This window comes from Kitasatospora phosalacinea (assembly GCF_030268885.1).
Classification (GTDB): domain Bacteria; phylum Actinomycetota; class Actinomycetes; order Streptomycetales; family Streptomycetaceae; genus Kitasatospora; species Kitasatospora phosalacinea_C.
On record NZ_BSSA01000021.1, the window covers coordinates 98,267 to 122,103 of the forward strand.

Genomic DNA, 23,837 nt, shown 5'->3' on the forward strand with positions numbered 1-23,837 from the left:
TGTGAGGAAGCGCGGGCGTCGCGTGTTTGAGTTCGAGAGCCGCTGCCCGCCTGCCGGGCGCATGGCGCCGGACACCACCCCGGCCGGGCGTGCTGTGGTGTCCCCCCACATCGTTGCGGGGCGCGCGGATTCCTACCGTTCTCGGCCATGGACACCACTTCTGCCCCGCCCGCCGGGCGCCCGCTGCTGGGCCGCACCGCGCTGGTCACCGGGGCCGCCGCCGGCATCGGCCGGGCCTGTGCGGAGGCGTTCGCCGCGGCGGGCGCGCACGTGTACGTCGTCGACCTGGCCGCCGCGCCCGCCGAGGAGCTGGCGGCCCGGATCGGCGGGACCGCGCTCGTCGCGGACCTGTCGGACCCGGACGCGGTGGAGTCGCTCCCGGCGGACGCGGACATCGTGGTCAACAACGCGGGCCTGCAGCACGTCGCCCCGGTGCACGAGTTCCCGGTGGAGCGGTTCGCGCTGATCCAGCGGGTCATGGTGGAGGCCCCGTTCCGGATCCTGCGCCGCACCCTGCCGCACATGTACGAGCGCGAGTGGGGCCGGGTGGTCAACATCTCCTCGGTGCACGGCCTGCGCGCCAGCGCCTTCAAGTCGGCGTACGTGACGGCCAAGCACGCCCTGGAGGGCCTGAGCAAGACGGTCGCCCTGGAGGGCGCCCCGTACGGGGTGACCAGCAACTGCGTGAACCCGGCGTACGTGCGCACCGCGCTGGTGGAGAAGCAGATCGCCGCGCAGGCGCTGGCGCACGGGCTGCACGAGGACGAGGTGGTGGAGCAGATCATGCTCGACCGCACCGCCGTGAAGCGGCTGATCGAACCGGACGAGGTCGCGCAGCTGGCGCTCTGGCTGTGCTCGCCGGGCGCCTCGTACGTCACCGGCGCGAGCCTGCCGGTGGACGGCGGCTGGACCGCGCACTGAGCCGCGGCGCCCCGCTCGGGTGGACTCCGTGAAGGAGGCTGTCGGTGCGCGGGCGCTTCCGGCAGGATCGGGGCCGCGCAGCAGGGCGGCGACCGCCGCCCGGGGAGGGCGCGGCCCCGGTCCGTCCCGGCGGGCGGGGCACCGGGGGCACGGGGGCACGATGAACGAGGGAAGACCGCGATGGACCGCCACACCACCGCCGCACCGGCGCTGCGCAGACTCCTCGACCTGCTGGCGACCGGCGCCGCCACCGAGGACTTCGGCGAGGTCCTCGCCGACGCCCGCCGCCGGGGCGCGCCCGCCGAGGTCCTGAGCGAGATCGACGACGCCACCTGGCAGGCCCTGCGGGTGCACCGCACGATGCGCCAGCACCGCAGGCGCGAGGCCGAGCTGACCGCCCTGTTCGACACCGCGGGCGACCTGGCCGCCTCCCGCGACCTGGACGCCGTGCTGCAGGCCATCGTCCGGCGGGCCCGGATGCTGCTCGGCACCGACACCGCCTACCTGACGCTGCCCGACGAACGGGCCGGGGACACGTACATGCGGGTCACCGACGGCTCGGTCTCGCCGATCTTCCAGACCCTGCGGCTCAGCCTCGGCGACGGCCTCGGCGGCCTGGTCGCGCAGACCGCCCGCCCCTACGCCACCCACGACTACCGGGTCGACGAGCGGTTCCGGCACACCGGGCAGATCGACGCGGGCGTGCTGGACGAGGGCCTGGTCGCGATCATCGGGGTGCCGCTGCTGCTGGGCGGCAGCGTGATCGGCGTGCTGTTCGCCGCCGACCGCTCGCCGCGGGCCTTCTCCCCCGACGAGGTCGCGCTGCTGTGCACGCTGGCCGCGCACGCCGCGATCGCCCTGGACACCGCCAAGTCGCTGGCCGACACCCGGGCCGCGCTCGCCGAGCTCGCCACCGCCAACGCCGTCATCGGCGCCCACGCCGCCGCCGTGCAGCGCGCCGAGCAGGCCCACGACCGGCTCACCGACCTGGTGCTGCGCGGCGCCGAGGTCGCCGACGTGGCCGCCGAGGTGGCGGCGCTGCTCGACGGCGGCGCCTCCGTCCACGACGCCGAGGGCGCCCCGCTGACCGGCCCCGGCGGTGCCCCCGCGGGCCTGGCCGACGCGGTCGCCGCCTCCCGCGCCGAGGGCCACGCGGTGCGGCACGGCGAGGAGTGGGTGTGCGCGGTGCTGGCCGGGCAGGAGCTGCTGGGCGCGCTGGTGCTGCACGGGCGGCCCGAGCTGGACGACGCCGACCGGCGGGTGTTCGAGCGGGCCGGCGTCGTCACCGCGCTGTTGCTCCTGCTGCGCCGCTCGGTCGCCGAGACCGAGAACCGGGTCCGCGGCGAGCTGCTGGCCGACCTGCTCACCGCCCCCGACCGCGACCCGTCCGGCCTGACCGCGCGCGGCCGCCGCCTGGGCGTCGACCTGAACCGGCCGCACCTGGCGCTGGTCGCCGTCGCCGAGGACCCCGCCTCCCGGGAGCGGCTGGCCGGGGCCGCGGCCCGCTACCTGTTCGGCTCGCGCGGCATCAGCGCCGAGTTCGGCGAGGGCGTGGTGCTGCTCGTCCCGCACGAGGGAGCGGGTGCGGGCGGGGGTTCGGGCGACGGCGCGGGTTCGGGCGACGGCGCGGTCGCCGCGCTGGCCGCCGAGCGGCTGGCCCGGCTGGTGGGCGGGCCGGTCACGGTCGGCACCGGGCGCGCCGCCCGCGGCCCGGTCGCGCTCGCCGCGGCGTACGCGGAGGGGGTGCGCTGCGTCCGGGCCCTGCGGGTGCTCGGCCGGGACGGGGACGGGGCGTGCGCCGCCGACCTCGGCTTCCTGGGCGTGCTGCTCGGCGACGGCCACGACGTGGACGGCTTCGTCCGGGCCACCCTGGGCCCGCTGCTCGACTACGACGCCAAGCGCGGCACCGAGCTGGTGCGCACCCTGCGCGCCTACTTCGACTGCGGCGGCGGCCTGACCCGGGCCAAGGACCTGCTGCACGTCCACGTGAACACGGTGGTGCAGCGGCTGGACCGGGTGGAGGTGCTGCTGGGCCGGGACTGGAACCAGCCGGAGCGGGCCCTGGAGCTGCAACTCGCCCTGCGGCTCCAGCTGTTGGCGGGCGGCTGAGGCGGCCCTGCGGCTCGCGCCCGCGGCGGGCGTACAGTGGCGAGGTTGGGCTGGTCGGCCGGCAGGGAGTGGTGTGGTGAGCGAGAACGTGCGGTTCGTGCGGATGGGGATCGGCGAGCGGACCGTCCCCTACCAGGAGGCCTGGGCGGAGCAGCAGCGGCTGCACGCGCTGCGGGTCGCGGACGAGATCCCGGACACCGTGCTGCTGCTGGAGCACGACCCGGTGTACACGATGGGCAAGCGCACCAACCCCGAGGACCTGCCGCTGGACGGCACCCCGGTGGTGGAGGTCAACCGCGGCGGCGAGATCACCTGGCACGGCCCCGGCCAGCTGGTCGGCTACCCGATCGTGAAGCTGCCGGACCCGATCGACGTGGTCGCGTACGTGCGGCGGCTGGAGGAGGCGCTGATCCGGGCCTGCACCGAGTTCGGGGTGGAGACCACCCGGATCGAGGGCCGCAGCGGGGTGTGGAAGCTGGGCGCGGAGATACCCGGCGCGGTGGTCGACCCCTCGCAGGTGGTGGAGATCGGCAAGCTGACCCTGCGGATGGGCCTGCCGCTGGGCATCGACCCGCGGCTGGCCGGGCCCGAGTACGCCCCGTCCAACGCGGGCCAGCGCGGCGACGACCGCAAGCTCGCGGCGATCGGCGTGCGGGTGGCCCGCGGCGTGACCATGCACGGCTTCGCGCTGAACTGCGACCCCGACATGACGTACTTCGACAAGATCGTCCCGTGCGGCATCCGGGACGCCGGGGTGGCCTCGCTGAGCGGCGAGCTGGCCCGGCCGTTCCCGGTCGGGGCGGCGGTGGACGTGGTCGAGCGGAAGCTCGCCGAGGTGTTCGCCGAGCTGCCCGAGCCGGCGGTCGTGGGCGGCTGACGGAATTCCCCGCGCCGCCCCGGCCCTTTACACCTGTGGAAGACCAGCGCCTTTCGAAGGCAAGCCCGGGGCCGGGCGCAGGCCGTTGAAGTGCAGGCGTACCCTGAGTGGTACCCCGTCTAGTTCTAGGAGTCGCACGTGTCCGCTGTCGCACCCGACGGCAGGAAGCTCCTTCGGCTGGAGGTCCGCAACAGCGAGACCCCCATCGAGCGGAAGCCCGAGTGGATCAAGACCAGGGCGAAGATGGGGCCGGAGTACAACGCCCTGCAGTCCCTGGTGAAGAAGGAGGGGCTGCACACGGTCTGCCAGGAGGCCGGCTGTCCCAACATCTTCGAGTGCTGGGAGGACCGCGAGGCGACCTTCCTGATCGGCGGCGACCAGTGCACCCGCCGCTGCGACTTCTGCCAGATCGACACCGGCAAGCCCGCCGAGTTCGACCGGGACGAGCCGCGCCGGGTCGCCGAGTCCATCGTCACGATGGACCTGAACTACGCCACCATCACCGGCGTCGCCCGTGACGACCTGGAGGACGGCGGTGCCTGGCTGTACGCCGAGACCGTCCGCCAGGTGCACGCGATGACGGCCGGCCGGGAGGCCGGGCGGACGGGCGTCGAACTGCTCATCCCGGACTTCAACGCCGTGCCCGAGCAGCTCGCCGAGGTCTTCTCCTCCCGCCCCGAGGTGCTCGCGCACAACGTCGAGACGGTGCCGCGGATCTTCAAGCGGATCCGCCCCGCGTTCCGCTACGAGCGCTCGCTGGACGTGATCACCCAGGCCCGGGCGGCCGGGCTGGTCACCAAGTCCAACCTGATCCTGGGCATGGGCGAGACCCGCGAGGAGGTCAGCGAGGCGCTGGCCGACCTGGTGGACGCCGGGTGCGAGCTGATCACCATCACCCAGTACCTGCGGCCCTCGCTGCGCCACCACCCGGTGGAGCGCTGGGTGAAGCCGCAGGAGTTCGTCGAGCTCCAGCAGGAGGCCGAGGAGCTGGGCTTCGCCGGAGTGATGTCCGGCCCGCTGGTGCGCTCCTCGTACCGGGCCGGGCGGCTGTACCGGCAGGCGCTGGAGCACCGGGAGCGGGCGGCCGCGGTCTGAGGCGCACGCCGATCGGGTGGGGCGGGTCCCGTGCGGGCCCGCCCCACCGGCGCGTCCGGGGCCGTACGGGCGGCGGGCCCGGGGCCGTACGGGCTAGGGGGCCACGTTTCACGTGGCATTGACGGCCGGGTCACCGTACGGTAACGGGCGTCCGGGACGCTCGAACGGTACCCGGGTCGAGGAGTGGGTGTTGATGCGTACCGGAATCCGTGGCGCGCTGCGGCGGGCCGAGCAGGTGCTGTTGATCCGCGGCGCACGCCGCAACGCGTGGGCGGCGGTGTGCGAGAACCGGCGGCTGGCGGGCGAGCGCGAGCAGGCCGGACGGGCGTTCGGGCGCAGCGCCTGAAGCCCCGGGGGCGGCCGGGGCGCGGCGGGGTCGGACCGGGGTCCGGACCCGGGCCCGGACCGGGGCTCTCCTCGGGGAAAGACCAGGGTCACGAACCGGCACCGCCTTGGAAGATCGCGTGTGCCGCCACGTACCATGAGCGGTATGGCGAGGCAAAAATCCGATACCCCTGGGCGGCTCGCACAGATCCGCCAGGCATACGTTATGACCAAGCAGGTCGACACCAAGATCGGCCTGATCATCGCCGGCGTCGGCCTGCTGACCTTCGGCGTGTTCCTCGCCATCGGCTTCGCACTGGACCACCCGATCTACCTGGGCATCCTCGGTTTCGTGGTGGCGGTGCTGGCGGTCGCGATCGTGTTCGGCCGCCGGGCCGAGCGGGCCGCGTTCGGGCAGATGGAGGGCCAGCCGGGCGCGGTCGCGGCGGTGCTGGGCAACATCCGGCGCGGCTGGAGCGCGAACCAGACCCCGGTCGCGGTCACCCGCAGCCAGGACGCGGTCTACCGGGCGGTCGGCCGGGCCGGCATCGCGCTGATCGGCGAGGGCAACCCGAACCGGGTGCGGCCGCTGCTGGCGTCCGAGAAGAAGAAGATGTCCCGGGTCGTCGGCGACATCCCGGTGCACGACATCATGGTCGGCAACGGCGAGGGCGAGATCCCGCTCAAGAAGCTGCAGATCCACCTGATGCGCCTGCCGCGGTCGATCAGCGCCGCCCAGGTCACCGAGACCAACGACCGGTTGCGCGCCCTCGGCGACCTGCTCTCCAAGGCGCCGATCCCCAAGGGCCCGATGCCGAAGGGCGCCCGGATGCCCAAGGGCGGCATGCGCTGACCGGCGCCACTCCCCCGTTCGACACCACCCCGTCCAACACCACGGCCCCGCCCGCGAGGTTCCTCCTCGGCGAGCGGGGCCGTTCGACGCTCCGGGCCGTTCGACGCTCCGGGCCGTTCGACGCTCCGGGCCTCGGCCGGGGCTAGATCCGGACCTCGACGGTGCCGACGGCCTTGTCGTGCAGGCCGCGGGTGTCGCGGTCCCAGACGGCGGCCGGGATGACCAGGCAGAGCAGCAGGGTGCGCAGCAGCACCTGCGGGATGGTGGCGCGGGTGCCGTCCAGCCGGACCACCCGCAGGCCGAACAGGCGCTTGCCGATGGTGGTGCCGGTGGTGGCCAGGAACAGCACCGTCATCGCGTAGAACAGCGGGGTGGTCCACAGGTTGGCGGAGCTCTGCTCGCCCTTGGCGAGCAGGCCGTAGGCGACCAGGCTGACCAGCCAGCCGTCGACGAAGAGCGCGCCGATCCGGCGGCCGGGGCCGGCCATCGAGCCGGGACCGGTCCGCGGGAGGCCGAGGCGCTCGCCGCGGTAGCCGAATTCGGCGCCCATCTTCTCGGCGGCCGCCTTCGGGCCGTCGATCCACGATCCGAGTGCTTCTCTGGTGTCCACGAATCCACCCTAACCGGGCTTACGGCCGGGGCCGGTGGCGGCCCCGGGGCGCGGCGCGCCGGGGCGCGTTCCCGCCCGGGTGAACCCGGTGCGACCGACTGCCACCAGTGGTCTATACCTGTGAGTGATCACCGGCAGGTCGGGGCAGGGATTTTGCCCGGAACCGTCCTGCTTTGCCAGCCGTCCAAGTGGCCTGGTTAACATGTGGGAAACAAGCGAGTCACGAACCCGAAACGGGCCGTTCCTATCGTGAGCCCCCTGCACCGGGGCTCCTGTCGCCCCTGACGGAGACTCAGACCGTGCACGCCGAGGAGGAGTACGGATGTTCACCAACGCCGACGAGGTGAAGCAGTACATCGCGGACAACGACGTCAAGTTCGTCGACGTCCGGTTCTGCGACCTGCCGGGCGTGCTGCAGCACTTCTCGGTCCCGGCCGCCACCTTCGACCCGGCCGAGACCCTGATGTTCGACGGCTCCTCGATCCGCGGCTTCCAGGCCATCCACGAGTCCGACATGGCCCTGGTGCCCGACCTCGCCACCGCCCGGCTGGACCCGTTCCGCGCCGAGAAGCACCTCAACATCAACTTCTTCATCCAGGACCCGATCACCGGCGAGGCGTACAGCCGCGACCCCCGCAACGTCGCCCGCAAGGCCGAGGCGTACCTGGCCTCCTCCGGCATCGCCGACACCGCCTACTTCGGGCCCGAGGCCGAGTTCTACGTCTTCGACTCGGTGCGCTTCGAGACCTCCGCCAACGCCTCCTACTACCACATCGACTCGGTGGCCGGCGCCTGGAACACCGGCTCCGCCGAGGGCGACGTGCGCGGCTACAAGGTCAAGTACAAGGGCGGCTACTTCCCCGTCCCGCCGGTCGACCACTTCGCCGACCTGCGCGCCGAGATGTCCCTCGAACTCGCCAAGGCCGGGCTGGAGGTCGAGCGCCAGCACCACGAGGTCGGCACCGCCGGACAGGCCGAGATCAACTACAGGTTCAACACCCTGCTGCACGCCGCCGACGACCTGATGCTGTTCAAGTACATCATCAAGAACGTCGCCTGGCGGGCCGGGAAGACGGCCACCTTCATGCCCAAGCCGATCTTCGGCGACAACGGCTCCGGCATGCACGTCCACCAGTCGCTGTGGACCGGCGGCAACCCGCTCTTCTACGACGAGCAGGGCTACGCGGGCCTGTCCGACACCGCCCGCTACTACATCGGCGGCATCCTCAAGCACGCCCCGTCGCTGCTCGCCTTCACCAACCCCTCGGTGAACTCCTACCACCGCCTCGTCCCCGGCTTCGAGGCCCCGGTCAACCTGGTCTACTCCCAGCGCAACCGCTCCGCCGCGATCCGCATCCCGATCACCGGCTCCAACGCCAAGGCCAAGCGCATCGAGTTCCGCGCCCCCGACCCGGCCTCCAACCCGTACCTGGCCTTCTCCGCCATGCTGATGGCCGGCCTCGACGGCATCAAGAACAAGATCGAGCCGCTCGAGCCCGTCGACAAGGACCTCTACGAGCTCGCCCCCGACGAGCACGCCGCCGTCCCCCAGGTCCCCGCCTCCCTCGGCGCCGTCCTCGACGCCCTGGAGGCCGACCACGAGTACCTCCTCGCGGGCGGCGTCTTCACCAGCGACCTGATCGAGACGTGGATCGACTACAAGCGCACCCACGAGATCGCCCCGATCGCGCTGCGGCCGCACCCGCACGAGTTCGAGCTGTACTACGACCTGTAGGACCCCCGCCGACCTGCGGAAACGCGGTCGTCTCCTCGTCGTTCCGCAGGTCGGGCAGGTCCTGACCTGCGGAAACGCAGGGAGAGGGGTCGGCGACCCCGGGCGGCACGCCGTTTCGCCACGTCCGGCGGTCATCGCCCGCGGTTGCCGCCCCTGCGGTCGAACAGCGTGACCACGCTCTGCGGTGCCTCCCGGCCGAAGAAGACCTCCAGGTTCCGCGCGGAGCGGGCGGCGGCGTCGCTGCTGCGCGGGAACATCCGCTCCTCGTAGGCGGCGAGCGCGGTCTCGGTGTCGGGTCGGGCGGCCAACTCGCCCGCCAGGTCGGCGCCGTCGTACATGGCGAGGTTCGCGCCCTCGCCGGCGAAGGGCGACATCAGGTGCGCGGCGTCACCGACGAGCGTCACTCCGGGCACCCTGTTCCATTCGAGCCCGACGGGAAGGGCGTGGATCGGCCGCAGGAAGGGCTCCGACTCGCTCCGTGTCACGAAGGCGGTGAGCAGCGGTGACCAGCCGTCGAATTCGCGGGCGATCCGGTCGAGGGCGGCGGCCCGGTCGCCGGGGCCGATCGACCTCAGCCACTCCTCGGACCTGTTCAGCGCCGCGTATCCGCGCACGGGGCCGTCCGCGTAGCGGTGGACGATGATGCCCCTGCCCGGGGCGAGCGCCATCAGCGTGCCGCTGCCGATCGCGGCCACGCTCGCCCGGTGGTTCCGGCCGTCCGGCGTGAGGGCGATCTCGACGAAGCAGGTTCCGCTGTAGCGGGGCGTGGCGGGGGTGAGCAGGGGTCGCACCTTCGACCAGGCGCCGTCCGCGCCGATGACGACGTCGGCGCGCGTGGTGGAGCCTTCCGCGAAGGTGAGCTCGTGGCCGCCCTCCGAGCGGGGCCGGACCGAGGTGAGCTTGTGGCCCCACCGGATCGTCCCGGGTGCCAGCGAGTCGACGAGCAGGCGCCGCAGTTCGCCGCGGTCGACCTCCGGGCGGGCCGTTCCCGGGTCCGCGGGCCGGTCGAACAGGACCGTGCCGTGGCGGTCGGCCACGCGCTTGGCGTCCTCGCCCGGGCGGACCAGGGCGAGGAACTCGTCGTACAGGCCCGCTGCGCGCAGCGCGACCTGCCCGGTCTCCTCGTGGATGTCGAGCAGGCCGCCCTGGGCGCGGGTCGTCGCCGAGGCTTCGCTCTCGTAGACCGTCGCGGTGAGGCCGTGGGCCTGGAGCACCCGGGCGAGCGTGAGCCCGCCGAGTCCCGCTCCGACGACGGCGATGGTCTTCTGCATGATGCGCTCCTGTGTGGCACCGACAGGCGTCGGTGGCGGTCGGCGCCGGGAGCGGACGGGGTGTCCGTTCTCGGCCGGAGACGCTCACCGATCAGAGGCATCTGCATCGATGTACGAGCGGTGCCCGGCGGACGGACCTGCGGGACACCGTTTTTCGCGACCCTGCGACTATAGCCCGGTCTCCGCGACCCGCAGGATCCGCTCGACTCCCTCCCGGTAGCTCGTGACCCGGAACTCGGGGAAGCGGGCCGCGAACTTCGAGCTGGCGAAGACGTTGTCGGCGCGGTAGCGGACGAGCAGCTCGTACATCTCGTCGAGCGGCTCGACGAAGCGGCGCCCGAGGCGGAAGGCGAGCATCGGCAGCACCGTGTAGCCGATGCTGCGGCCGGTGACCTCGCCGGCGATCCCGATGAGCTGGGCTTAGGACTGCCGGTCCGGGTCGACGGGCAGGTGCCACGTCTGGCCGTAGGCGTCCGGCGTGTTGCCGAGCAGGGCGAGGGCGCGGCTCGCGTCGGGGGTCCAGATCAGGGAGCGCTCGGCACGGGCGTCGATCGGGACGAACGGCCGCTTGCCCGCCTTGATCCGGTCGAACACCAGCGAGTTCGTGTAGCTCTTCGTCCGGCCGGGCCCGTAGAACTCGGGCGCGCGGCCGATCAGGGCTTCGACCCGCCCGGCCTGCACGAAGGAAGAAGAAGAAGTGGAGGTCCGAGCCGCAGATACCGGCGAAGGCGTTGCGCAGCTTCACCTGCCCCGGGCCGGGAACGGCCTCCGGCGCCTCCTCGACCCGGAGGTCCTCCTTGCCGTAGAACCGCGCTGCCTTCATCCCCTGCTCCTTCTCCGGGGCCCCGGTCCCACCGGGCACCCATGACACGAACCGCCTGGCGCGAAAGCCGCTCCGAGAACGACGGCGGGCGGTTCCGCCCTGTCGCCGTGTTCCTCCGTCGGCTCGCGGCCCTGGCGTCCGCCCCACCCTCGGCCCGCCCCCGGCACCGCGGGCCACCGCCGGACACGGCGGAATCCAAGGAGCCGACCTGCCGTTCGCGCGCCCGCCGGGCAGGGGCGGCTGCCGAAGCGCGGTCGCCCGACGGAGACGGGGTTGCGCTCGGCCGAGCGGGGGGTGGTCGCGCTTCAAGGGACCCGACGACCCGCTGACGCCCGATCAGCTGCTTCCGTCGGTCCGTCTCCGCCGTGGACACAGGCCGAGCGGGTTCGGTGCGGTACGCCTTCTCAGCGCGGGGGCTGGTCCTCGCGGAGGGCGAGGCCGTTGCGGATGCCTCGGATGACGGCTCCGGTGATGACGACGGGGATGCCGATCCAGACGGCCGCGGTGGAGGGGACGCCGAGGACGACGAGGACGACGACGAGCGTCAGGGCACCGAAGGTGAGCAGGGTGGCGAAGAGCAGGTTGCGTGTCATGGGGAGAACCGTACGAGCGCGGAAGTGGCACCGGCCAACGGCTTTTCCGGAGGGCAGCGCCCGCGGCCCGTGACCTTCGAGGTCACGGGCCGCGGGGCGCTGGTCAGCCGACCGCGATGACCTCGCGGTGGTGGTCGTCCCGGGTGGCGACGTCCACCAGGGCGACGGCCAGGTCGGCGTAGGAGAAGGCGGGGGCGCCCTCCTCGGTCGGCAGTACGCCGGGGCCGCCGACGCGGTAGCTGCCGGTGCGTTCGGCGTCGGCGTCCAGGACGGTGGGCGGCGGGGTCACGACGACCCAGTCCAGTGCGCTGGCGCGGTAGACGTCGTTCTCCACCGAGTGGCCGATCGAGAACTGCCGGTACTCCTCCGGGAATCCGGGCGAGTCGTGCACGGCCACCCCCGGGGCCGCCTCCAGGGCGGTGCCCACGCCGACCGCGACCAGGCGGCTGACGCCGGCCTCGGTCAGGCCCGCGACCAGGGCCCGGGAGACCTCGCCGTAGAAGTCGGCCGGGGCCACGTCGGCCCGGAACACCGTGGAGATCACGGCGTCGTGGCCGGCGGCGACGGCCGCGACGCTCCCCGCCTCGGTGACGTCGCCCTCGACGAGGGTCACGCCCTCGGCCGCGAGCTGCCGGTGCTTCGCCGCGTCCCGCACCACGGCGGTCACCCGGTGCCCGCGGGTGACGGCCTCGGCGACGGCACGGCGTCCGGCGTTGCCGCCCGCGCCGAACACAACGATCCTGCTCATGGAACTGCTTCCCTCCGTAGCGCTCCGCCGGTTCCCCGGCCCGCTCCGCGAAGCTATCCGCCGACCCCTCGGTTACCGCAACGATAGGAAGGGGGCCTGCGGAGGACCCGGGCCGCGGAGGCGTACGGGGGCGGGGCCCCGGCGCTGCCCGGCGGGTCAGGAGGCGTTGTCGTAGGCCTCGCGGGCGTCGATCAGTTCGGGCAGGTGCCGGTCGGCCCAGGCGCACCAGGCCGCCATGGGGTCCAGCAACGAGCGCCCCAGCTCGGTCAGTTCGTACTCGACGCGCGGCGGCACCCCCGGGTAGGAGGTGCGGGTGACGAGCCCGTCCCGCTCCATGGCGCGCAGGGACTCGGAGAGGACCTTGGGCGTGATGCCCCGGAGCGGGACCTGGAGTTCCGAGAAGCGGCGCTTGCCGGTCTTCAGGCAGGTGATGATCTTCGGGGCCCACTTGTTGTTCATGCGCATGGGCAGCACCTGCACCTGGCAGGAGGAGAACATGTCGGCGTCAAGCGGATCGCTCATGCTTCCGGATTGTAGTGGCGACGCCTCCGCCCCAACTCCCTTGCGGGGCAGGGAGGTCGGGTTCACCGCTCCCCCGGGCCGCCCGCCGTGACCAGGCCGGACTCGTAGGCGGCGATCACGGCCTGGGCCCGGTCGCGGACGTCGAGCTTGGCGAAGAGCGAGGTGATGTGGTTCTTGACGGTGGAACGGCTGAGGTCGAGGGCCGCCGCGATGGCGTCGTTGTCGAGGCCGGTGGCGATCAGGCGCCAGACCTCGGTCTCCCGGGGGGTCAGCTCGGCCGCGGCGGGTCGCGGCGGGGCCGGGGCGGCCGGGCCCGGGGTGCGGACGTAGGTGGAGATCAGGCGGGTCAGCAGGCGCGGGGCGACCACCGCCTCGCCGGTGCGGACGGTGCGGATCGCCGCGGCGAGCTCCTCCGGCGAGACGTCCTTGGGGAGGAAGCCGCAGGCGCCGGCCCGGAGCGCGGCGACCACGTACTCGTCGAGGTCGAAGGTGCTGAGCGCGAGGACCCGGCAGTCGGGGAGGGTGCGGGCGAGTTCGCGGGTGGCTTCGACGCCGTCGAGGACGGGCATCCGGATGTCCATCACCACCACGTCGGGGCGCAGCCGGTGGGCGAGCTCGACGGCGGCGGCGCCGTTCTCGGCCTCGCCGACGACGGTGAAGGCGGGGTCGGGCGAGAGGATCAGGCAGAGCCCGCGGCGCACCAGGGGCTGGTCGTCGGCGACCAGGATGCGGACGGGGGCCGTCGGGGTCGTCGGAGTCGTCGGGTTCACCGGGGGGCCTTGGCGAAGGGAGGGGCGGATTCGAGGAGTCGGGAGAGGGCGGTGGTGGATTCGAGCACCAGGAGCGGGGGTTCGGAGGGAGGAGTGGTCGGTTCGGCCGCGGGGAGCGGGAGTTCGGAGGGCGCGGCGGCGCATTCCCCGTCGGGGAGCGGGAGTTCGGCGTGGACGGCGAAGCCGCCGTCGGGGTGGGGGGCGGCGGTGAGGGTGCCGCCGTGGAGGGCGGCGCGTTCGTGCATGCCGACCAGGCCGTGGCCGCCGCGTTCGGCCGGGGGGCGGGTCGGGGCGGGGGCGGGGCCGTCGTTGCGGACGTGGACGGTGAGCAGGTCGGGGCGGTAGGTGAGGTGGACGGTGGCGCGGACCGGGCCGGCGTGCTTGCGGGCGTTGGTCAGGGCCTCCTGGACGATCCGGAACACCGTCAGGTCGAGGGCGGGCGGCAGCGGGCGGGCCTCGCCGCGCACGGTGAGGTCGGCGGGCAGGCCGGCCCGGCGGGAGTCCTCCAGCAGGCGGGGCAGGTCGGCGGTGCCGGGCTGCGGGGCGGGCGGGGCGGTGTCGGGTTCGTCGCCCGCCCGCAGGACGTCGAGGAGCTGGCGCATCTCGCGCAGCGCGAGGCGGCCGGAGGACTCCAGGGTGACCAGGGCGTCCCGGACCACCTCGGGGTCGGCGAGGTTGGCGCGGGCGCCGCCGGCCATCAGCTGCATGGTGGTGATGTGGTGGGCGACGATGTCGTGCAGCTCCCGGGCGATCCGGCGGCGCTCCTCGGCCACCGCGCGGTCGGCGAGCAGCTGCCGGTTGGCCGACACCTCACGCTGCCAGCGGGCGACCGCGAGACCGGCGGCGGCGACCAGCAGTGCGGAGCACAGCCCGGACAGGGCCTCGATCCAGGACGGCGCCCGGAGGTGGCTCTGGGCGAGGACGGTGACCAGCGCGGTGACCGGCACGGCCGCGGCGGCCACGGCGGGGCCGCTCGTCCGGGCCACCGAGTACAGCGCGACCGTCAGGGCCACCCCGAAGTGCGGCGCCCCGGGGCCGCACAGGTCGGCGGCGGCGCTCAGCACCAGCACCGCGGCGAGCGCCGGCACCGGGCGGCTGCGCCGGAACAGCAGCGGCAGGGCGGCCAGCAGGACGAACAGGAACGCGGGCAGGCCCGGCCCCCGTCCGCCGTCCAGCCCCCCGAAGAGCAGGTTGCCGAGCGCGTCGAACAGGCCCGCCACCACGGCCACCAGGGCGTCGGCGTGGCTCCACGGCGCGCCGTCCGACGGCGCCGCGGTGCCCGGCTGCTGCTGCGGTCGTCCCATGCCGTCCCCCGTGTCCCGCTTCGGGCCGCGCCGCCACTGACCAGACCCGATGTCCTCATTCTGGCACCGGTCGGGCGGGACGGACGTCGTCTCCCGGGGCGAGCGGCCCTGGGACCAGGCTCCCAGCCGCGGGGCGGTGGGGGCCCGCGGGCCCCGGTGCGGATCGTTCCCGGCCCCGACGCCGCGGGGGTGCCCGGGCTGATGGTCTGTCATCGGGCGGCGACCGCCGTCCGACCAGCAGCCACGCAGCCGGAGGACGACCGTGATCCGCGCACTGACCGGATTCTCCACCAGACACGCCTGGAAGGTGATCGCCGTGTGGGCGGTGCTCGGGATCGCCCTGTCCGGGCTGTCGCCGGTGCTGTTCGCCCGGGTCACCGGGAGCAGCACCGGGGACTTCCTGCCCGCGCGCTACGACTCGGCGGCGGCGCTGCGGATCGCCGAGGACCACTTCGGGCTGCGGCCCGACGCCACCACCGTCACGGTGCTGGTGGCCCGCGCCGACGGCGCCGCGCTGACGGACGCCGACCGGCGGCGGATCGACGCCGAGGCCGCCGGGCTGGCCCGGCAGCGGGTGGTGGTGCCGCGCCGCGAGGACGACCTGCCGTCCTTCCTGGTGACCGACCGCTCGCAGACGCCGAAGGTGGCGCCCGCGATGGTCGCCCCGGACGGCGGGTTCGAGCTGCTGGCCGTCGAACTGGCCGGCAACGCCGCCGACGAGGGCGTGCAGGACGTCTACCGGACGTTCCGGGACTCCGCCCGGGAGCGGTTCGCCGCGGCCGGGATGCGCACCGGCTTCACCGGCGGCCTGGCCGAGGCCGCGGACGGCGCCGACGCGAACCGGACGGCGGCCGCCGTCGGCAGCGCCCTGGTGGTCGGGCTGATCGTGCTGCTCAACGTGCTGGTGTTCCGCAGCGTCCTGGCCGCCGTGCTGCCGCTGCTCGCGGTCGCCCTGGTCGGCGGCGCGGCGGGCGGTGCGGTGGCGGGCCTGGCCGAGCTGACCGGCCTGCGGCTGGACGCCTCCACCCCGGGCCTGATCTCGGTGGTGCTGCTCGGCATCGGCGTCGACTACCTGCTGTTCCTGCTGTTCCGGTACCGCGAGGTGCTGCGGGCCAGGCCGGACGCGCCCGCCCGCGCGGTCGCCGCCGAGGTGTCCGGCCGGGTCGGCACCGCGATCACCTCGGCCGCGCTGACCATCGTCGCCGCGTTCGCCACCCTGGGCCTGGCGGGCTTCGGCCAGTTCCGCTCGCTCGGTCCGGCGATCGCCGTCGCCGTGCTGGTGATGCTGCTGGGCAGCCTGACCCTGATGCCCGCGCTGCTGGCCGCCTGCGGGCGCGGCATGTTCTGGCCCTCGCGCACGCTGCGGCGCGAACCGCGCCCCGGCGTCGCCGCCCGGCTCGGCGAGCGGGTGGCCCGCCGTCCCGCGGCCGCGCTGCTGGCCTCGGTCGTGCTGCTCGGCGTGCTGGCCGCGGGCCTGGTCGGCATCCGGATGGACTACGGCCTGGGCGGCTCCTCCGGGACGCCCGCGGCCGCCACCGCCGCCGAGATCTCCCGTTCGCTCCCGGTCGGGGTGTCCGACCCGGTCACCGTGTACGCCACCGCCGACGGGGGCGGCGCCGTCGACCCGGCCGCCTTCGCCGGCCTGGCCCGGGCGCTCGGCGAGGTGGCGGGCGTCGGGCAGGTCGGCGATCCGGTGGGCAGCCCGGACGGCCGGGCCGTCCGGATCGACGTCTACCCCACCGCCGACCCGCAGAGCACGCAGGCCCGGGCCCTGGTGTCCGGCCCGCTGCGGGCCGCCGTCGCCGCGCACTCCCCCGCCGGGGCGGGCGCCCACGTCGGCGGGACCGCGGCGGTGTACGCCGACGTGGCGGACGCGGTCGACCGCGACCTGCTGGTGGTGTTCCCGGTCGCGGCCGCGCTGATCGCGCTGATCCTGCTGCTGCTCCTGCGCAGCCTGCTCGCCCCGGTGGCGCTGCTGCTCTCGGTCGGGCTCGGGTTCGCCGCCACCCTCGGCAGCGCCGCCCTGGTGTTCCAGCACCTGCTGGACCGGCCCGGGGTGGCCTTCACCCTGCCGCTGGTGCTGTTCCTGTTCGTGGTGGCGCTGGGCACCGACTACAACATCCTGGTCACCGACCGGATCCGCGAGGAGATGCGCCGTCCCGGCCCGGCCCGGGCCGCCGTGGCCCGCGCCGTGCGGCACACCGCGCCCGCCGTCGCCACCGCCGGGCTGGTGCTGGGCGGCTCGTTCGCCAGCCTGGCCACCACGCCCGGCAGCGAGCAGATCGCCTTCGCGCTGACGCTCGGGATCCTGCTCTCCGCGCTGTTGCTCTCGCTGGTGGTGGTTCCGGCGGTGGCCGCGCTGCTCGGCCGCTCGCTCTGGTGGCCGCTGCGGCCGGGTCCGGAGCGGGCGCCCGCGGCGTCGGCCGGAACCGCCGACGTCCCGGCCCGGGAACCGGTCCGGTAGGCGAACCGGGGGCCCGGACCGCACGGGGTGCGGTCCGGGCCCCGGCCGTTCGCTGGTCAGTTGCGCAGTTCGGCGAGGAGGTCGGCCGCTTCGGCGGCGAGTTCGGGGTCCTCGGCGCCCGCGGCGAGGACGAGGTCGGTGACGGCGGCGAGGAGGAGGCCGGGCTCGGCGGTGGACGAACGGGCCAGGTGGCGAAGGGACTTGGCGCGCTGGAGGTGGGCGGCGGGGTCGGCGGTCTCGGTGATGACGGCGTCGAGGAGGGTGACGGCCTCGGGGTGGCGGTCGGCGTCGTGGTAGGCGACGGCGAGGTTGAAGTGGATGCCGGGATCCCGGTCGAGGGCGGCGGCGCGTTCCAGGTCGGCCACTGCGGCGGTCACGTCACCCGACGCATGGGCGAGTTCGCCGCGCAGGGCCCAGGCGGGGGCGAACTCCGGGTCGGCGGCCAGGGCGGCGGAGCAGGCGGCCGCGGCCCGGTCGGTTTCGCCCTCGGCGGCGAGCAACTGGGCATGAAGGGTGAGCAGTTGGGGGTGGTCGGGGGCGACGGCGAGGCCGGCTTCGACGTCCTGGCGGGCGGCGTCGGACTCGTCGAGTTCGGCGAGCAGGCTGGCCCGGTTGAGGCGGGCGTCGACGAACGCCGGGTCGAGTTCGACGACGTACCCGAAGTCGTCCACCGCGCCCTTCAGGTCGCCGAGTTCGGCCCGCACGTCGGCCCGGTTGTAGTACGCCTCGGGGAACGGCGGGGAGAGCCGGACGGCGGCTTCGAAGTCGGCGAGCGCCTCGTCGAGGCGGCCGGTGCGGCGCAGCACGACGCCGCGGTCGAAGTGGTACTCGGCGTAGTTGGGGTCGACGGCGATCACGGCGGTGTAGTCGGCGACGGCGTCCTCGTGGCGTCCGAGCCCGGCGTGCACCTGGGCCCGGTTGTGGACCAGGACGGAGCGGTGCAGGGCGTGTTCGCCGGGGTCGAGGAGGGCGTCGAGGTCGGCGATGCAGGCGTCCAGCAGGGCGAGGGCGGCTTCGGGGCGGCCCTCGCGGACCTCGATCAGGGCGAGGCCGTTGCGGTTGAAGGCGGTGCGGAAGGCCCGTTCCTTCGGTTCGGGGTGCTGGCTCGCGAGGGCGATGGCCGTGTTGATCCAGCCGCGGGCGAGCCGGTAGTCACGGTGCTCGCCGGTCAGGAAGCGGGTGTAGAGCATCGCGGTGCCGTACGCGCACTGCAGGTGGATGTCGGGGTCCGTGCTGGTGGCGCGGGCCTGCTCGTAGTACGGGAGGATCCCGTCGGTGCGTTCCAGTGCGGCCAGGGCGGTGGCCGGCTTGGCGGTGAACGTCCACCAGTGGACGGGGTGGGTGGTGGGGTCGACCAGGGCGGCGCCGCGCGTCCCGTAGTCCAGGACGGCGTCGTAGAAGCCCAGGTCGCAGCAGAGGTTGGTGGCCTCCCGCAGCAGGTCGGCGCCGAGGCCGGCCGCGTCGCTGCCCTGTTCGGCGTGCCAGAGCAGGGCGCCGAGGCGCAGCGAGGGCTCGTCCAGGGCTTCGAGTTCACGGCGCCGGGCGTCGTGCAGGGCGTGGCGCTGCGCGGCGGGGAGTTCGGCGTGGGCGCGGGCCGCCGCCGGGTCGTCGGTGGTGCCGTCCTCGCGGACGTAGCGGGCGGCCAGGTCGGCGCCGCGCTCGGGGGCGGCTTCGGGCCCTCCGGTGGCGTCGGTGCGGACGCAGTGCGCGGCGAGGGCGGGGGCGAGCGGTTCGGCGGGGCTGCTCGCGGCGTCCAGCGGGCCGTCGTCGGTGCCGACCACGACGGTCAGCAGGGCCGGGTCCATCCGGCGCAGCAGGACGGCGAGGAACTCGCCGTCGGTCGGGTCGGCGCGGTGGACGTCCTCGACGACCAGGGTGTGCGGACCCGGGCCGAGGGTGCGGGCGTACGCGGTGAGGAACTCGACCAGGCCGTGCGCGATCCGCAGGGTGCGCAGCCGCGAGTAGTAGCGGGTGCGCTCCTTCGGGACGGCGAGCGAGGTCAGCGTCTCGCGGGTGGCCGGGACGACGCCGCGCAGTTCCGGGGTGGTGGTGAGGATCTCCACGTCGTGCCGCCGGACGGCCTCGGGGCAGCGCACCAGGGCGTCCGGCACCAGGGCGCGCAGCAGCGTGCCGACGGCGGTGTACGGGCCGCGCAGGCGCCGGTCCGCGCTGACGGCGGCCGGGGCGGCGGCCGGCGCGGGGGGCAGTGGCAGTTCGGCGCGGGCCCGGGTGCGGGCGGCCCGGTGCGGTGCCCGCACCCAGTGGTGGCGGTGGTCGGCCATGGCGGTGGTGCCTTTCGTCCGGGTGCGGGCGGGGTACGGGGTACGGGGTGCCGGTCGGGCGTGCGGCGCTCCGGGAGCGGCGGCGCGCGGGACGGGGACGTGCCGGTCAGGCGGCCGTGCGGCGGCGCCGCTCGCGCAGGGCCAGGTGCGCGACGGCGGCGAGCTGGAGGACCGTCAGGGCGAAGAAGACCGCTGAGTCGACGAACTCGCCGGCCGGAGCCCGGCCGCCGAGCCGGTCCAGGGTGCCGGTGACGAAGCGGGTGGCGGCCGGGAGCACCCCGGCGGCGAAGACGGCCAGCGAGAACGCGTAACCACCCACCATCAGCCAGGCGTACCAGCGGGCGGCGCGGAGGTCGGCCGGGTGCCGGCCGGACTCGTCGAGCAGGGGGCGCCCGGTGCGGCGGCGCACCGCGTTGCGCAGCACGCCCTGGGCGGTGGCGTGCAGGTCGTGGCAGCCGAGCACGGTGCCGAGCAGCACGTACAGGTCGGTGCGCAGGTGCAGGAACGCCTGCCAGGCCAGGCGCAGCAGGGTGGCGTAGGCGAGGGCGAGGCAGAGCTTCCCGGCGCCGCCGAGCGTCCCGTCCGGGTGCCGGGTGGCGGCGGCGACCAGGGTCAGGGCGGCGGTCAGCACGGTGTCGGCGAGCATCCCGGCGAGGATCGGCAGGTAGCGGCGGCGCCTGGGCACGGCGACCAGGCCGTCCAGCGAGGTCTCCAGCACGACGAAGATCAGGCGGTGGCCGATCCGCAGCCGGGTGGGCAGCCCGAGGCGCCGCCCGGCGAGGGCGTGGAAGCCCTCGTGGACCAGGATCAGCGGAAACTGGCCGACGAACAGCACCAGGGCGACCACGGTGAAGTACGGGCTGAAGAACACGTTGGTCGGGCGGGGCGCGAGGTCCGGCGACCGGACGGCGGCGACCGCGGCGGCCCCGACCAGCAGCAGGTAGCAGGCCCAGGCGGGCGGGCTGAACGCGGCCCGGCCGAGCCGCTGCCAGCGCACCGGTCGCGGCGGGGGCTCCGGGGCGGCGGCTCCGGTGGTGGCGGTGGTGGCGGTGGTGGCGGTGGTGGTGGTGGCGCGGACGAAACCGAGCTCGTCCAGTCCGGCGAGCAGGTCCGCGACGTCGACATCCTCGCCGTACTCCCGCCGGTACGCCTCGGCGGCCTGACGCGGGGTCATCCCCTCGGCGAGCCAGCGGACGAGCCGGGCGCCGTCGGGCGGGAGGACCGCGTACGAGTCGGTGTCGACCCGTCCCACCGTCACCTCGTCGCCCTCCTCCAGGTAGACGAGGGGGTGCAGCGCGACGGGCCGGTCCAGGTCCGGGGCGGTGGGCCCCGGGGCGGCGGGCCCCTGGGTGGCGGGGGGCGGGGCCGCGGGGGCCGGGCTGCCACTGGGCGAGGGGTGCATCTGTCGTCCTCCGGGCGGAAGCGGGGACGGGGCCGGCCGCGGGTCGGCGGCCGGCCCCGCTACCAGGCGGTCAGACCTCAGACGGCGGCACAGTTGCAGCCGTACATGGTCTGGGCGGCGCTGGTCAGACGGACGGAGCCGGCCTTGCGGATGACGATCTTCTTCATGACGTGTCCCTTCCTTCGGGTCGGACGGGAAATCCGGCGGATCCCCCCACCGGGGCGGAAGAATTTTTTCCTCCCCCTTCGCGGCGGTCCCATCATGAATTGCGTATTACAGGCGTGTCAACGGGGTGAAATGATGCCGTCAGAAACGTCTCTGAGCTGCGATTATGTCAATCCGTCCGGAAAAGGGCAGCACGAAGCCAGCCCTCGGAAAAGGTGGAGAGCAGACGAAGGGACCATTGGTCGACCATCGCCGCAAAAGCGCTCGGCGCACGGTGCCCGTGCATTCTTCGAGACGCGGGAGATTGAAGATTCCCATCCTGTCGCGAGCGCGTCAATACGCATTCCTGGCGATTGCGCCGGAGGGCCTGGGAAAGGATGGAGGAGGAGTGATCCGTGCGAGTGCCGTGACGCTCGTGACATCGCCGCCGGAGGCCGAGCGAGCCGGACCGGACCGGGCGGACCGGACGGGAAGGCGTCGGGCGATCCGGACCGGACGGGAAGGCGTCGGGCGATCCGGACCGGGCGGGGAGGCGTCAGGCGGGCCAGGTGGCGAGGAGGTGGTGCAGGCCGGTGGTGATGCGCCGCCAGGAGTCGGCGGCGGTGCGGGGGTGGTTGAAGCCGCCCGCGGCCTCGATGGTGATGAAGCCGTGGAAGGTGCTGCGCAGGAGGCGGGCGGCGTCGGTGAGGGCGGGCTCGTCGAGGCGGTAGTGGCGCATGACCGCGTAGGTGAGCTCGATGCTCCGGGCGAGGACAGCGGTGTCGACGAAGTCGGCCTGGTCCAGGCGGAGTTGGGTGGCGGCGTAGCGGCCGGGGTGGGCCAGGGCGTAGTCGCGGTAGGCGTCGGCGAAGGCGGTGAGCGCCTCGGCGCCGGAGCGGCCGGCGATGGCGACGGCGAGGACCTGGTTCATCTCGTCGGAGGCGAGCAGGGCGACCCGGGTGCGGATCTCCTGCAGGTTCTTGACGTGCGAGTAGAAGCTGGCGTCCTTGACGCCGAACTCCCGGGCCAGGGCGGAGACGGTGACCTTCTCGATGCCGACCCGGTCGGCGAGTTCGGCGGCGGCGCGGGTGATGCGTTCGACCGTCAGCCCTGCGTGCGCCGCCATGTTGTCCGTCCCGTGCCGTCGTGTGGTCCCTCGTCCGGGTGCCGAGTTTATCGGGACCGGCGGGCACAACCTTTCGGCGCGGTGGCGCGTGTACAGGGAGGGGGTGCGGATCGGGGCCCCGGACCGGCTGATACCCCGTCAAATGGTAATGTTCATGGCAAAACGGGGGCGTGGACGACGCGTGCCCCGGTCGATCCGCACCCTGGAGCCCCCTTGCCCGGACCCACGTCCCGCCCCCGCCTGCGCCCCCTGCACCGCCGCAGCCTCCCGCTCGCGGCGGCGGTCCTGGCCGTCTCCCTGCTCGCCGGTTCGGCGCAGGCCGACGACCCGGCACCGGCCGACGCCACGCTCACCGCCGACCTCGACGCGCTGCTGGCCGACGCCCGGCTGGCCAACGCCCAGACCGGCATCGAGGTGCTGGACGCCGCCACCGGGCAGGTGCTGTACGCCCGGCAGCCGCAGGCGCTGCTCACCCCGGCGTCCACCCTGAAGACGGTGACCTCGGCCGCGGCGCTCGACCTGCTCGGGGCGGACTACCGGTTCACCACCGAGGTGCGCAGCACCGGCACCCGGTACGGCGGCACCGTGGCCGGCGACCTGGTGCTGCGCGGCGGCGGCGACCCGACCCTGCTGGCCGCGGACCTCGACGACCTGGCCGCGCAGGTCGCCGCGTCCGGGGTCACCACCGTCACCGGCCGGGTGCTGGCCGACGGCAGCCGGTACGACACGACGCCGCTCGGGCCCGGCTGGGCCTGGGACGACGAGCCGTACTCGTACAGCCCGCAGATATCCGGGCTGACCGTCGCCAACGACCCCGAGTACCTGATGGACACCGTGCGGGTGACGGTCGCGCCGGGCGCGGCCGGGGAGGCCGCGAAGGTCACCCTGGACCCGGCGGAGGCGCCGATGGCGTTCACCGGGAAGGTCGCCACCGGCGCGGCGGGCAGCGCGTCGTCCGTGGGCGTCGACCGGCGGCGCGGCAGCAACGAGCTGGCGCTGTCCGGCAGCATCGCGGCGGGGGCCGCGCCGGTCACCTCGTGGGTGACGGTCGAGGACCCGTCGACGTACGCGGGCCGGGTGTTCGCGGGCGCGCTGGCCCGGCACGGCGTGACCGTGGGGCGGGGCGTGCAGGCGGCGAGCGGGGCGGAGACCTCGCAGCCGCTGGTGTCGCACCGGTCGCAGCCGCTGGCCCAGCTGGTCGTCCCGATGCTCAAGCTCAGCAACAACGGCATGGCCGAGCACCTGACCAAGGAGATCGGCAAGGTCAAGGGCGGCCGCGGCGACTGGGCCACCGGCGTCGCCCAGGTGCAGAACTTCCTGAAGGCCAACGGGCTGTCCACCCCCGCCGGGCGGCAGGTCGACGGCTCCGGCCTCTCCCGCTACGACCTGATCACCCCCGCCAAGATGGCCGGCCTGCTCGACCTCGCCCAGGACAAGCCCTGGTTCAACGCCTGGTACGAGGCGCTGCCGGTGGCGGGCAACCCGGCCCGGCTGGTCGGCGGCACGCTGGCCGCCCGGATGCGCGGCACCAAGGCCGAGAACAACGTGCACGCCAAGAGCGGCTCGATGGGCGGCGTCGACAACCTGGTCGGCTACGCCACCGCGCCGGACGGCCGCCGCCTGGTCTTCGCCGTCCTGATCAACGACTACGCGGGCACCAGCCCCCGCCCGGTCCTGGACGCGATCGCCGTCCGCCTCGCCACCGGCCCCGCCACCACCGGCACCGCCGCCACCCAGCAGAAGGCCCGGTCGCTGACCGTCCCCGCGCAGGACGACGGCTACACCGGCACCCGCTGGGAGGACTGCGAGGCCGTCTCGCACTGCTGACGCCCCGCTCCCCGACGGGCCCCGCCGCGCCGCGCGG

19 protein-coding genes and 1 pseudogene are annotated in these 23,837 nt (G+C 74.4%); 9 read left to right on the forward strand and 11 right to left on the reverse strand.

What is annotated here, in order from left to right; translation table 11 throughout:
• Positions 1 to 147: 147 nt before the first annotated feature.
• The 6 genes from QSK52_RS26515 to QSK52_RS26540 all read left to right on the forward strand — a co-directional run bounded on the left by QSK52_RS26515 (position 148) and on the right by QSK52_RS26540 (position 6,179).
• The gene (locus tag QSK52_RS26515) at positions 148 to 921 is read left to right on the forward strand and encodes a 3-hydroxybutyrate dehydrogenase (protein WP_285738671.1); all 774 of its coding nucleotides are present in this window, start codon (positions 148 to 150) and stop codon (positions 919 to 921) included.
• A gap of 180 nt (positions 922 to 1,101) precedes the next feature.
• Positions 1,102 to 3,030, forward strand: a complete 1,929-nt coding sequence (locus QSK52_RS26520; protein ID WP_285738672.1) for a helix-turn-helix domain-containing protein — start codon at positions 1,102 to 1,104, stop codon at positions 3,028 to 3,030.
• A gap of 103 nt (positions 3,031 to 3,133) precedes the next feature.
• On the forward strand, positions 3,134 to 3,907 hold the full coding sequence (lipB, locus tag QSK52_RS26525; RefSeq protein ID WP_435053376.1) for a lipoyl(octanoyl) transferase LipB: 774 nt from the start codon (positions 3,134 to 3,136) through the stop codon (positions 3,905 to 3,907).
• A gap of 138 nt (positions 3,908 to 4,045) precedes the next feature.
• Complete coding sequence (gene lipA, locus QSK52_RS26530) at positions 4,046 to 5,002, forward strand: lipoyl synthase (RefSeq protein WP_285738674.1); 957 nt, start codon at positions 4,046 to 4,048, stop codon at positions 5,000 to 5,002.
• 193 nt (positions 5,003 to 5,195) lie between these two features.
• Positions 5,196 to 5,348, forward strand: coding sequence for a hypothetical protein (locus tag QSK52_RS26535; protein WP_285738675.1), 153 nt, complete (start codon positions 5,196 to 5,198; stop codon positions 5,346 to 5,348).
• Between the two features lie 144 nt (positions 5,349 to 5,492).
• Complete coding sequence (locus tag QSK52_RS26540) at positions 5,493 to 6,179, forward strand: DUF4191 domain-containing protein (RefSeq protein WP_285738676.1); 687 nt, start codon at positions 5,493 to 5,495, stop codon at positions 6,177 to 6,179.
• Positions 6,180 to 6,321: 142 nt separating this feature from the next.
• Here QSK52_RS26540 and QSK52_RS26545 read toward each other — a convergent pair whose 3' ends face one another.
• Positions 6,322 to 6,789: an RDD family protein gene (locus QSK52_RS26545; RefSeq protein WP_285738677.1), complete on the reverse strand. Its 468-nt coding sequence runs from the start codon at positions 6,787 to 6,789 to the stop codon at positions 6,322 to 6,324.
• Positions 6,790 to 7,111: 322 nt separating this feature from the next.
• On the opposite strand from QSK52_RS26545, the gene glnA reads away from it, so the two are divergent.
• Entirely contained in the window at positions 7,112 to 8,524 is a 1,413-nt protein-coding gene (gene glnA, locus QSK52_RS26550; RefSeq protein WP_285738678.1) for a type I glutamate--ammonia ligase, read from the forward strand.
• Between the two features lie 131 nt (positions 8,525 to 8,655).
• Here glnA and QSK52_RS26555 read toward each other — a convergent pair whose 3' ends face one another.
• The 7 genes and pseudogenes from QSK52_RS26555 to QSK52_RS26585 form a co-directional block, all read right to left on the reverse strand.
• Positions 8,656 to 9,795: an FAD-dependent oxidoreductase gene (locus QSK52_RS26555; RefSeq protein WP_285738679.1), complete on the reverse strand. Its 1,140-nt coding sequence runs from the start codon at positions 9,793 to 9,795 to the stop codon at positions 8,656 to 8,658.
• Between the two features lie 168 nt (positions 9,796 to 9,963).
• A pseudogene (locus QSK52_RS26560) lies at positions 9,964 to 10,470 on the reverse strand (NAD-dependent epimerase); the annotation flags it as partial.
• Between the two features lie 552 nt (positions 10,471 to 11,022).
• A complete protein-coding gene (locus tag QSK52_RS26565; RefSeq protein WP_285738680.1) occupies positions 11,023 to 11,211 on the reverse strand; it encodes a hypothetical protein in 189 nt (62 codons plus the stop codon).
• Positions 11,212 to 11,314: 103 nt separating this feature from the next.
• Positions 11,315 to 11,959, reverse strand: a complete 645-nt coding sequence (locus tag QSK52_RS26570; RefSeq protein WP_285738681.1) for an NAD(P)-dependent oxidoreductase — start codon at positions 11,957 to 11,959, stop codon at positions 11,315 to 11,317.
• Positions 11,960 to 12,115: 156 nt separating this feature from the next.
• Complete coding sequence (locus QSK52_RS26575) at positions 12,116 to 12,481, reverse strand: winged helix-turn-helix transcriptional regulator (RefSeq protein WP_285738682.1); 366 nt, start codon at positions 12,479 to 12,481, stop codon at positions 12,116 to 12,118.
• Positions 12,482 to 12,543: 62 nt separating this feature from the next.
• Positions 12,544 to 13,251, reverse strand: a complete 708-nt coding sequence (locus QSK52_RS26580; protein ID WP_285738683.1) for a response regulator — start codon at positions 13,249 to 13,251, stop codon at positions 12,544 to 12,546.
• Entirely contained in the window at positions 13,248 to 14,555 is a 1,308-nt protein-coding gene (locus tag QSK52_RS26585; RefSeq protein WP_285738684.1) for a sensor histidine kinase, read from the reverse strand. Before QSK52_RS26585 ends, QSK52_RS26580 begins: the two co-directional genes overlap by 4 nt.
• A gap of 262 nt (positions 14,556 to 14,817) precedes the next feature.
• Here QSK52_RS26585 and QSK52_RS26590 point away from each other — a divergent pair, with 262 nt between their 5' ends.
• Positions 14,818 to 17,019, forward strand: a complete 2,202-nt coding sequence (locus tag QSK52_RS26590; protein WP_285738685.1) for an MMPL family transporter — start codon at positions 14,818 to 14,820, stop codon at positions 17,017 to 17,019.
• Positions 17,020 to 17,075: 56 nt separating this feature from the next.
• Here the strand turns inward: QSK52_RS26590 and QSK52_RS26595 are convergent, their stop codons facing one another.
• The 3 genes from QSK52_RS26595 to QSK52_RS26605 form a co-directional block, all read right to left on the reverse strand.
• Positions 17,076 to 19,301 carry a tetratricopeptide repeat protein gene (locus QSK52_RS26595; RefSeq protein ID WP_285738686.1) on the reverse strand — a complete coding sequence of 742 codons (2,226 nt, stop codon included), beginning with the start codon at positions 19,299 to 19,301 and terminating at the stop codon, positions 17,076 to 17,078.
• 106 nt (positions 19,302 to 19,407) lie between these two features.
• Positions 19,408 to 20,703, reverse strand: a complete 1,296-nt coding sequence (locus QSK52_RS26600) for a hypothetical protein (RefSeq protein ID WP_285738687.1) — start codon at positions 20,701 to 20,703, stop codon at positions 19,408 to 19,410.
• 700 nt (positions 20,704 to 21,403) lie between these two features.
• Entirely contained in the window at positions 21,404 to 21,973 is a 570-nt protein-coding gene (locus QSK52_RS26605) for a TetR/AcrR family transcriptional regulator (RefSeq protein ID WP_285738688.1), read from the reverse strand.
• Positions 21,974 to 22,186: 213 nt separating this feature from the next.
• Between QSK52_RS26605 and dacB the strand changes: the two genes are divergently transcribed.
• Positions 22,187 to 23,800 carry a D-alanyl-D-alanine carboxypeptidase/D-alanyl-D-alanine endopeptidase gene (gene dacB / locus QSK52_RS26610; protein WP_285738689.1) on the forward strand — a complete coding sequence of 538 codons (1,614 nt, stop codon included), beginning with the start codon at positions 22,187 to 22,189 and terminating at the stop codon, positions 23,798 to 23,800.
• Positions 23,801 to 23,837: the final 37 nt, after the last annotated feature.

What these genes read in the sequence shown, in the direction of transcription:
- glnA (WP_285738678.1), top strand. Translation starts at nt 7,112, where the DNA reads ATGTTCACCAACGCCGACGAGGTGAAGCAGTACATCGCGGACAACGAC.
- QSK52_RS26565 (WP_285738680.1), bottom strand. Translation starts at nt 11,211, where the DNA reads ATGACACGCAACCTGCTCTTCGCCACCCTGCTCACCTTCGGTGCCCTG.
- QSK52_RS26535 (WP_285738675.1), top strand. Translation starts at nt 5,196, where the DNA reads ATGCGTACCGGAATCCGTGGCGCGCTGCGGCGGGCCGAGCAGGTGCTG.
- QSK52_RS26585 (WP_285738684.1), bottom strand. Translation starts at nt 14,555, where the DNA reads ATGGGACGACCGCAGCAGCAGCCGGGCACCGCGGCGCCGTCGGACGGC.
- QSK52_RS26600 (WP_285738687.1), bottom strand. Translation starts at nt 20,703, where the DNA reads ATGCACCCCTCGCCCAGTGGCAGCCCGGCCCCCGCGGCCCCGCCCCCC.
- QSK52_RS26515 (WP_285738671.1), top strand. Translation starts at nt 148, where the DNA reads ATGGACACCACTTCTGCCCCGCCCGCCGGGCGCCCGCTGCTGGGCCGC.
- QSK52_RS26575 (WP_285738682.1), bottom strand. Translation starts at nt 12,481, where the DNA reads ATGAGCGATCCGCTTGACGCCGACATGTTCTCCTCCTGCCAGGTGCAG.
- QSK52_RS26540 (WP_285738676.1), top strand. Translation starts at nt 5,493, where the DNA reads ATGGCGAGGCAAAAATCCGATACCCCTGGGCGGCTCGCACAGATCCGC.
- QSK52_RS26520 (WP_285738672.1), top strand. Translation starts at nt 1,102, where the DNA reads ATGGACCGCCACACCACCGCCGCACCGGCGCTGCGCAGACTCCTCGAC.
- QSK52_RS26605 (WP_285738688.1), bottom strand. Translation starts at nt 21,973, where the DNA reads ATGGCGGCGCACGCAGGGCTGACGGTCGAACGCATCACCCGCGCCGCC.
- QSK52_RS26555 (WP_285738679.1), bottom strand. Translation starts at nt 9,795, where the DNA reads ATGCAGAAGACCATCGCCGTCGTCGGAGCGGGACTCGGCGGGCTCACG.
- lipB (WP_435053376.1), top strand. Translation starts at nt 3,134, where the DNA reads ATGGGGATCGGCGAGCGGACCGTCCCCTACCAGGAGGCCTGGGCGGAG.
- QSK52_RS26595 (WP_285738686.1), bottom strand. Translation starts at nt 19,301, where the DNA reads ATGGCCGACCACCGCCACCACTGGGTGCGGGCACCGCACCGGGCCGCC.
- QSK52_RS26570 (WP_285738681.1), bottom strand. Translation starts at nt 11,959, where the DNA reads ATGAGCAGGATCGTTGTGTTCGGCGCGGGCGGCAACGCCGGACGCCGT.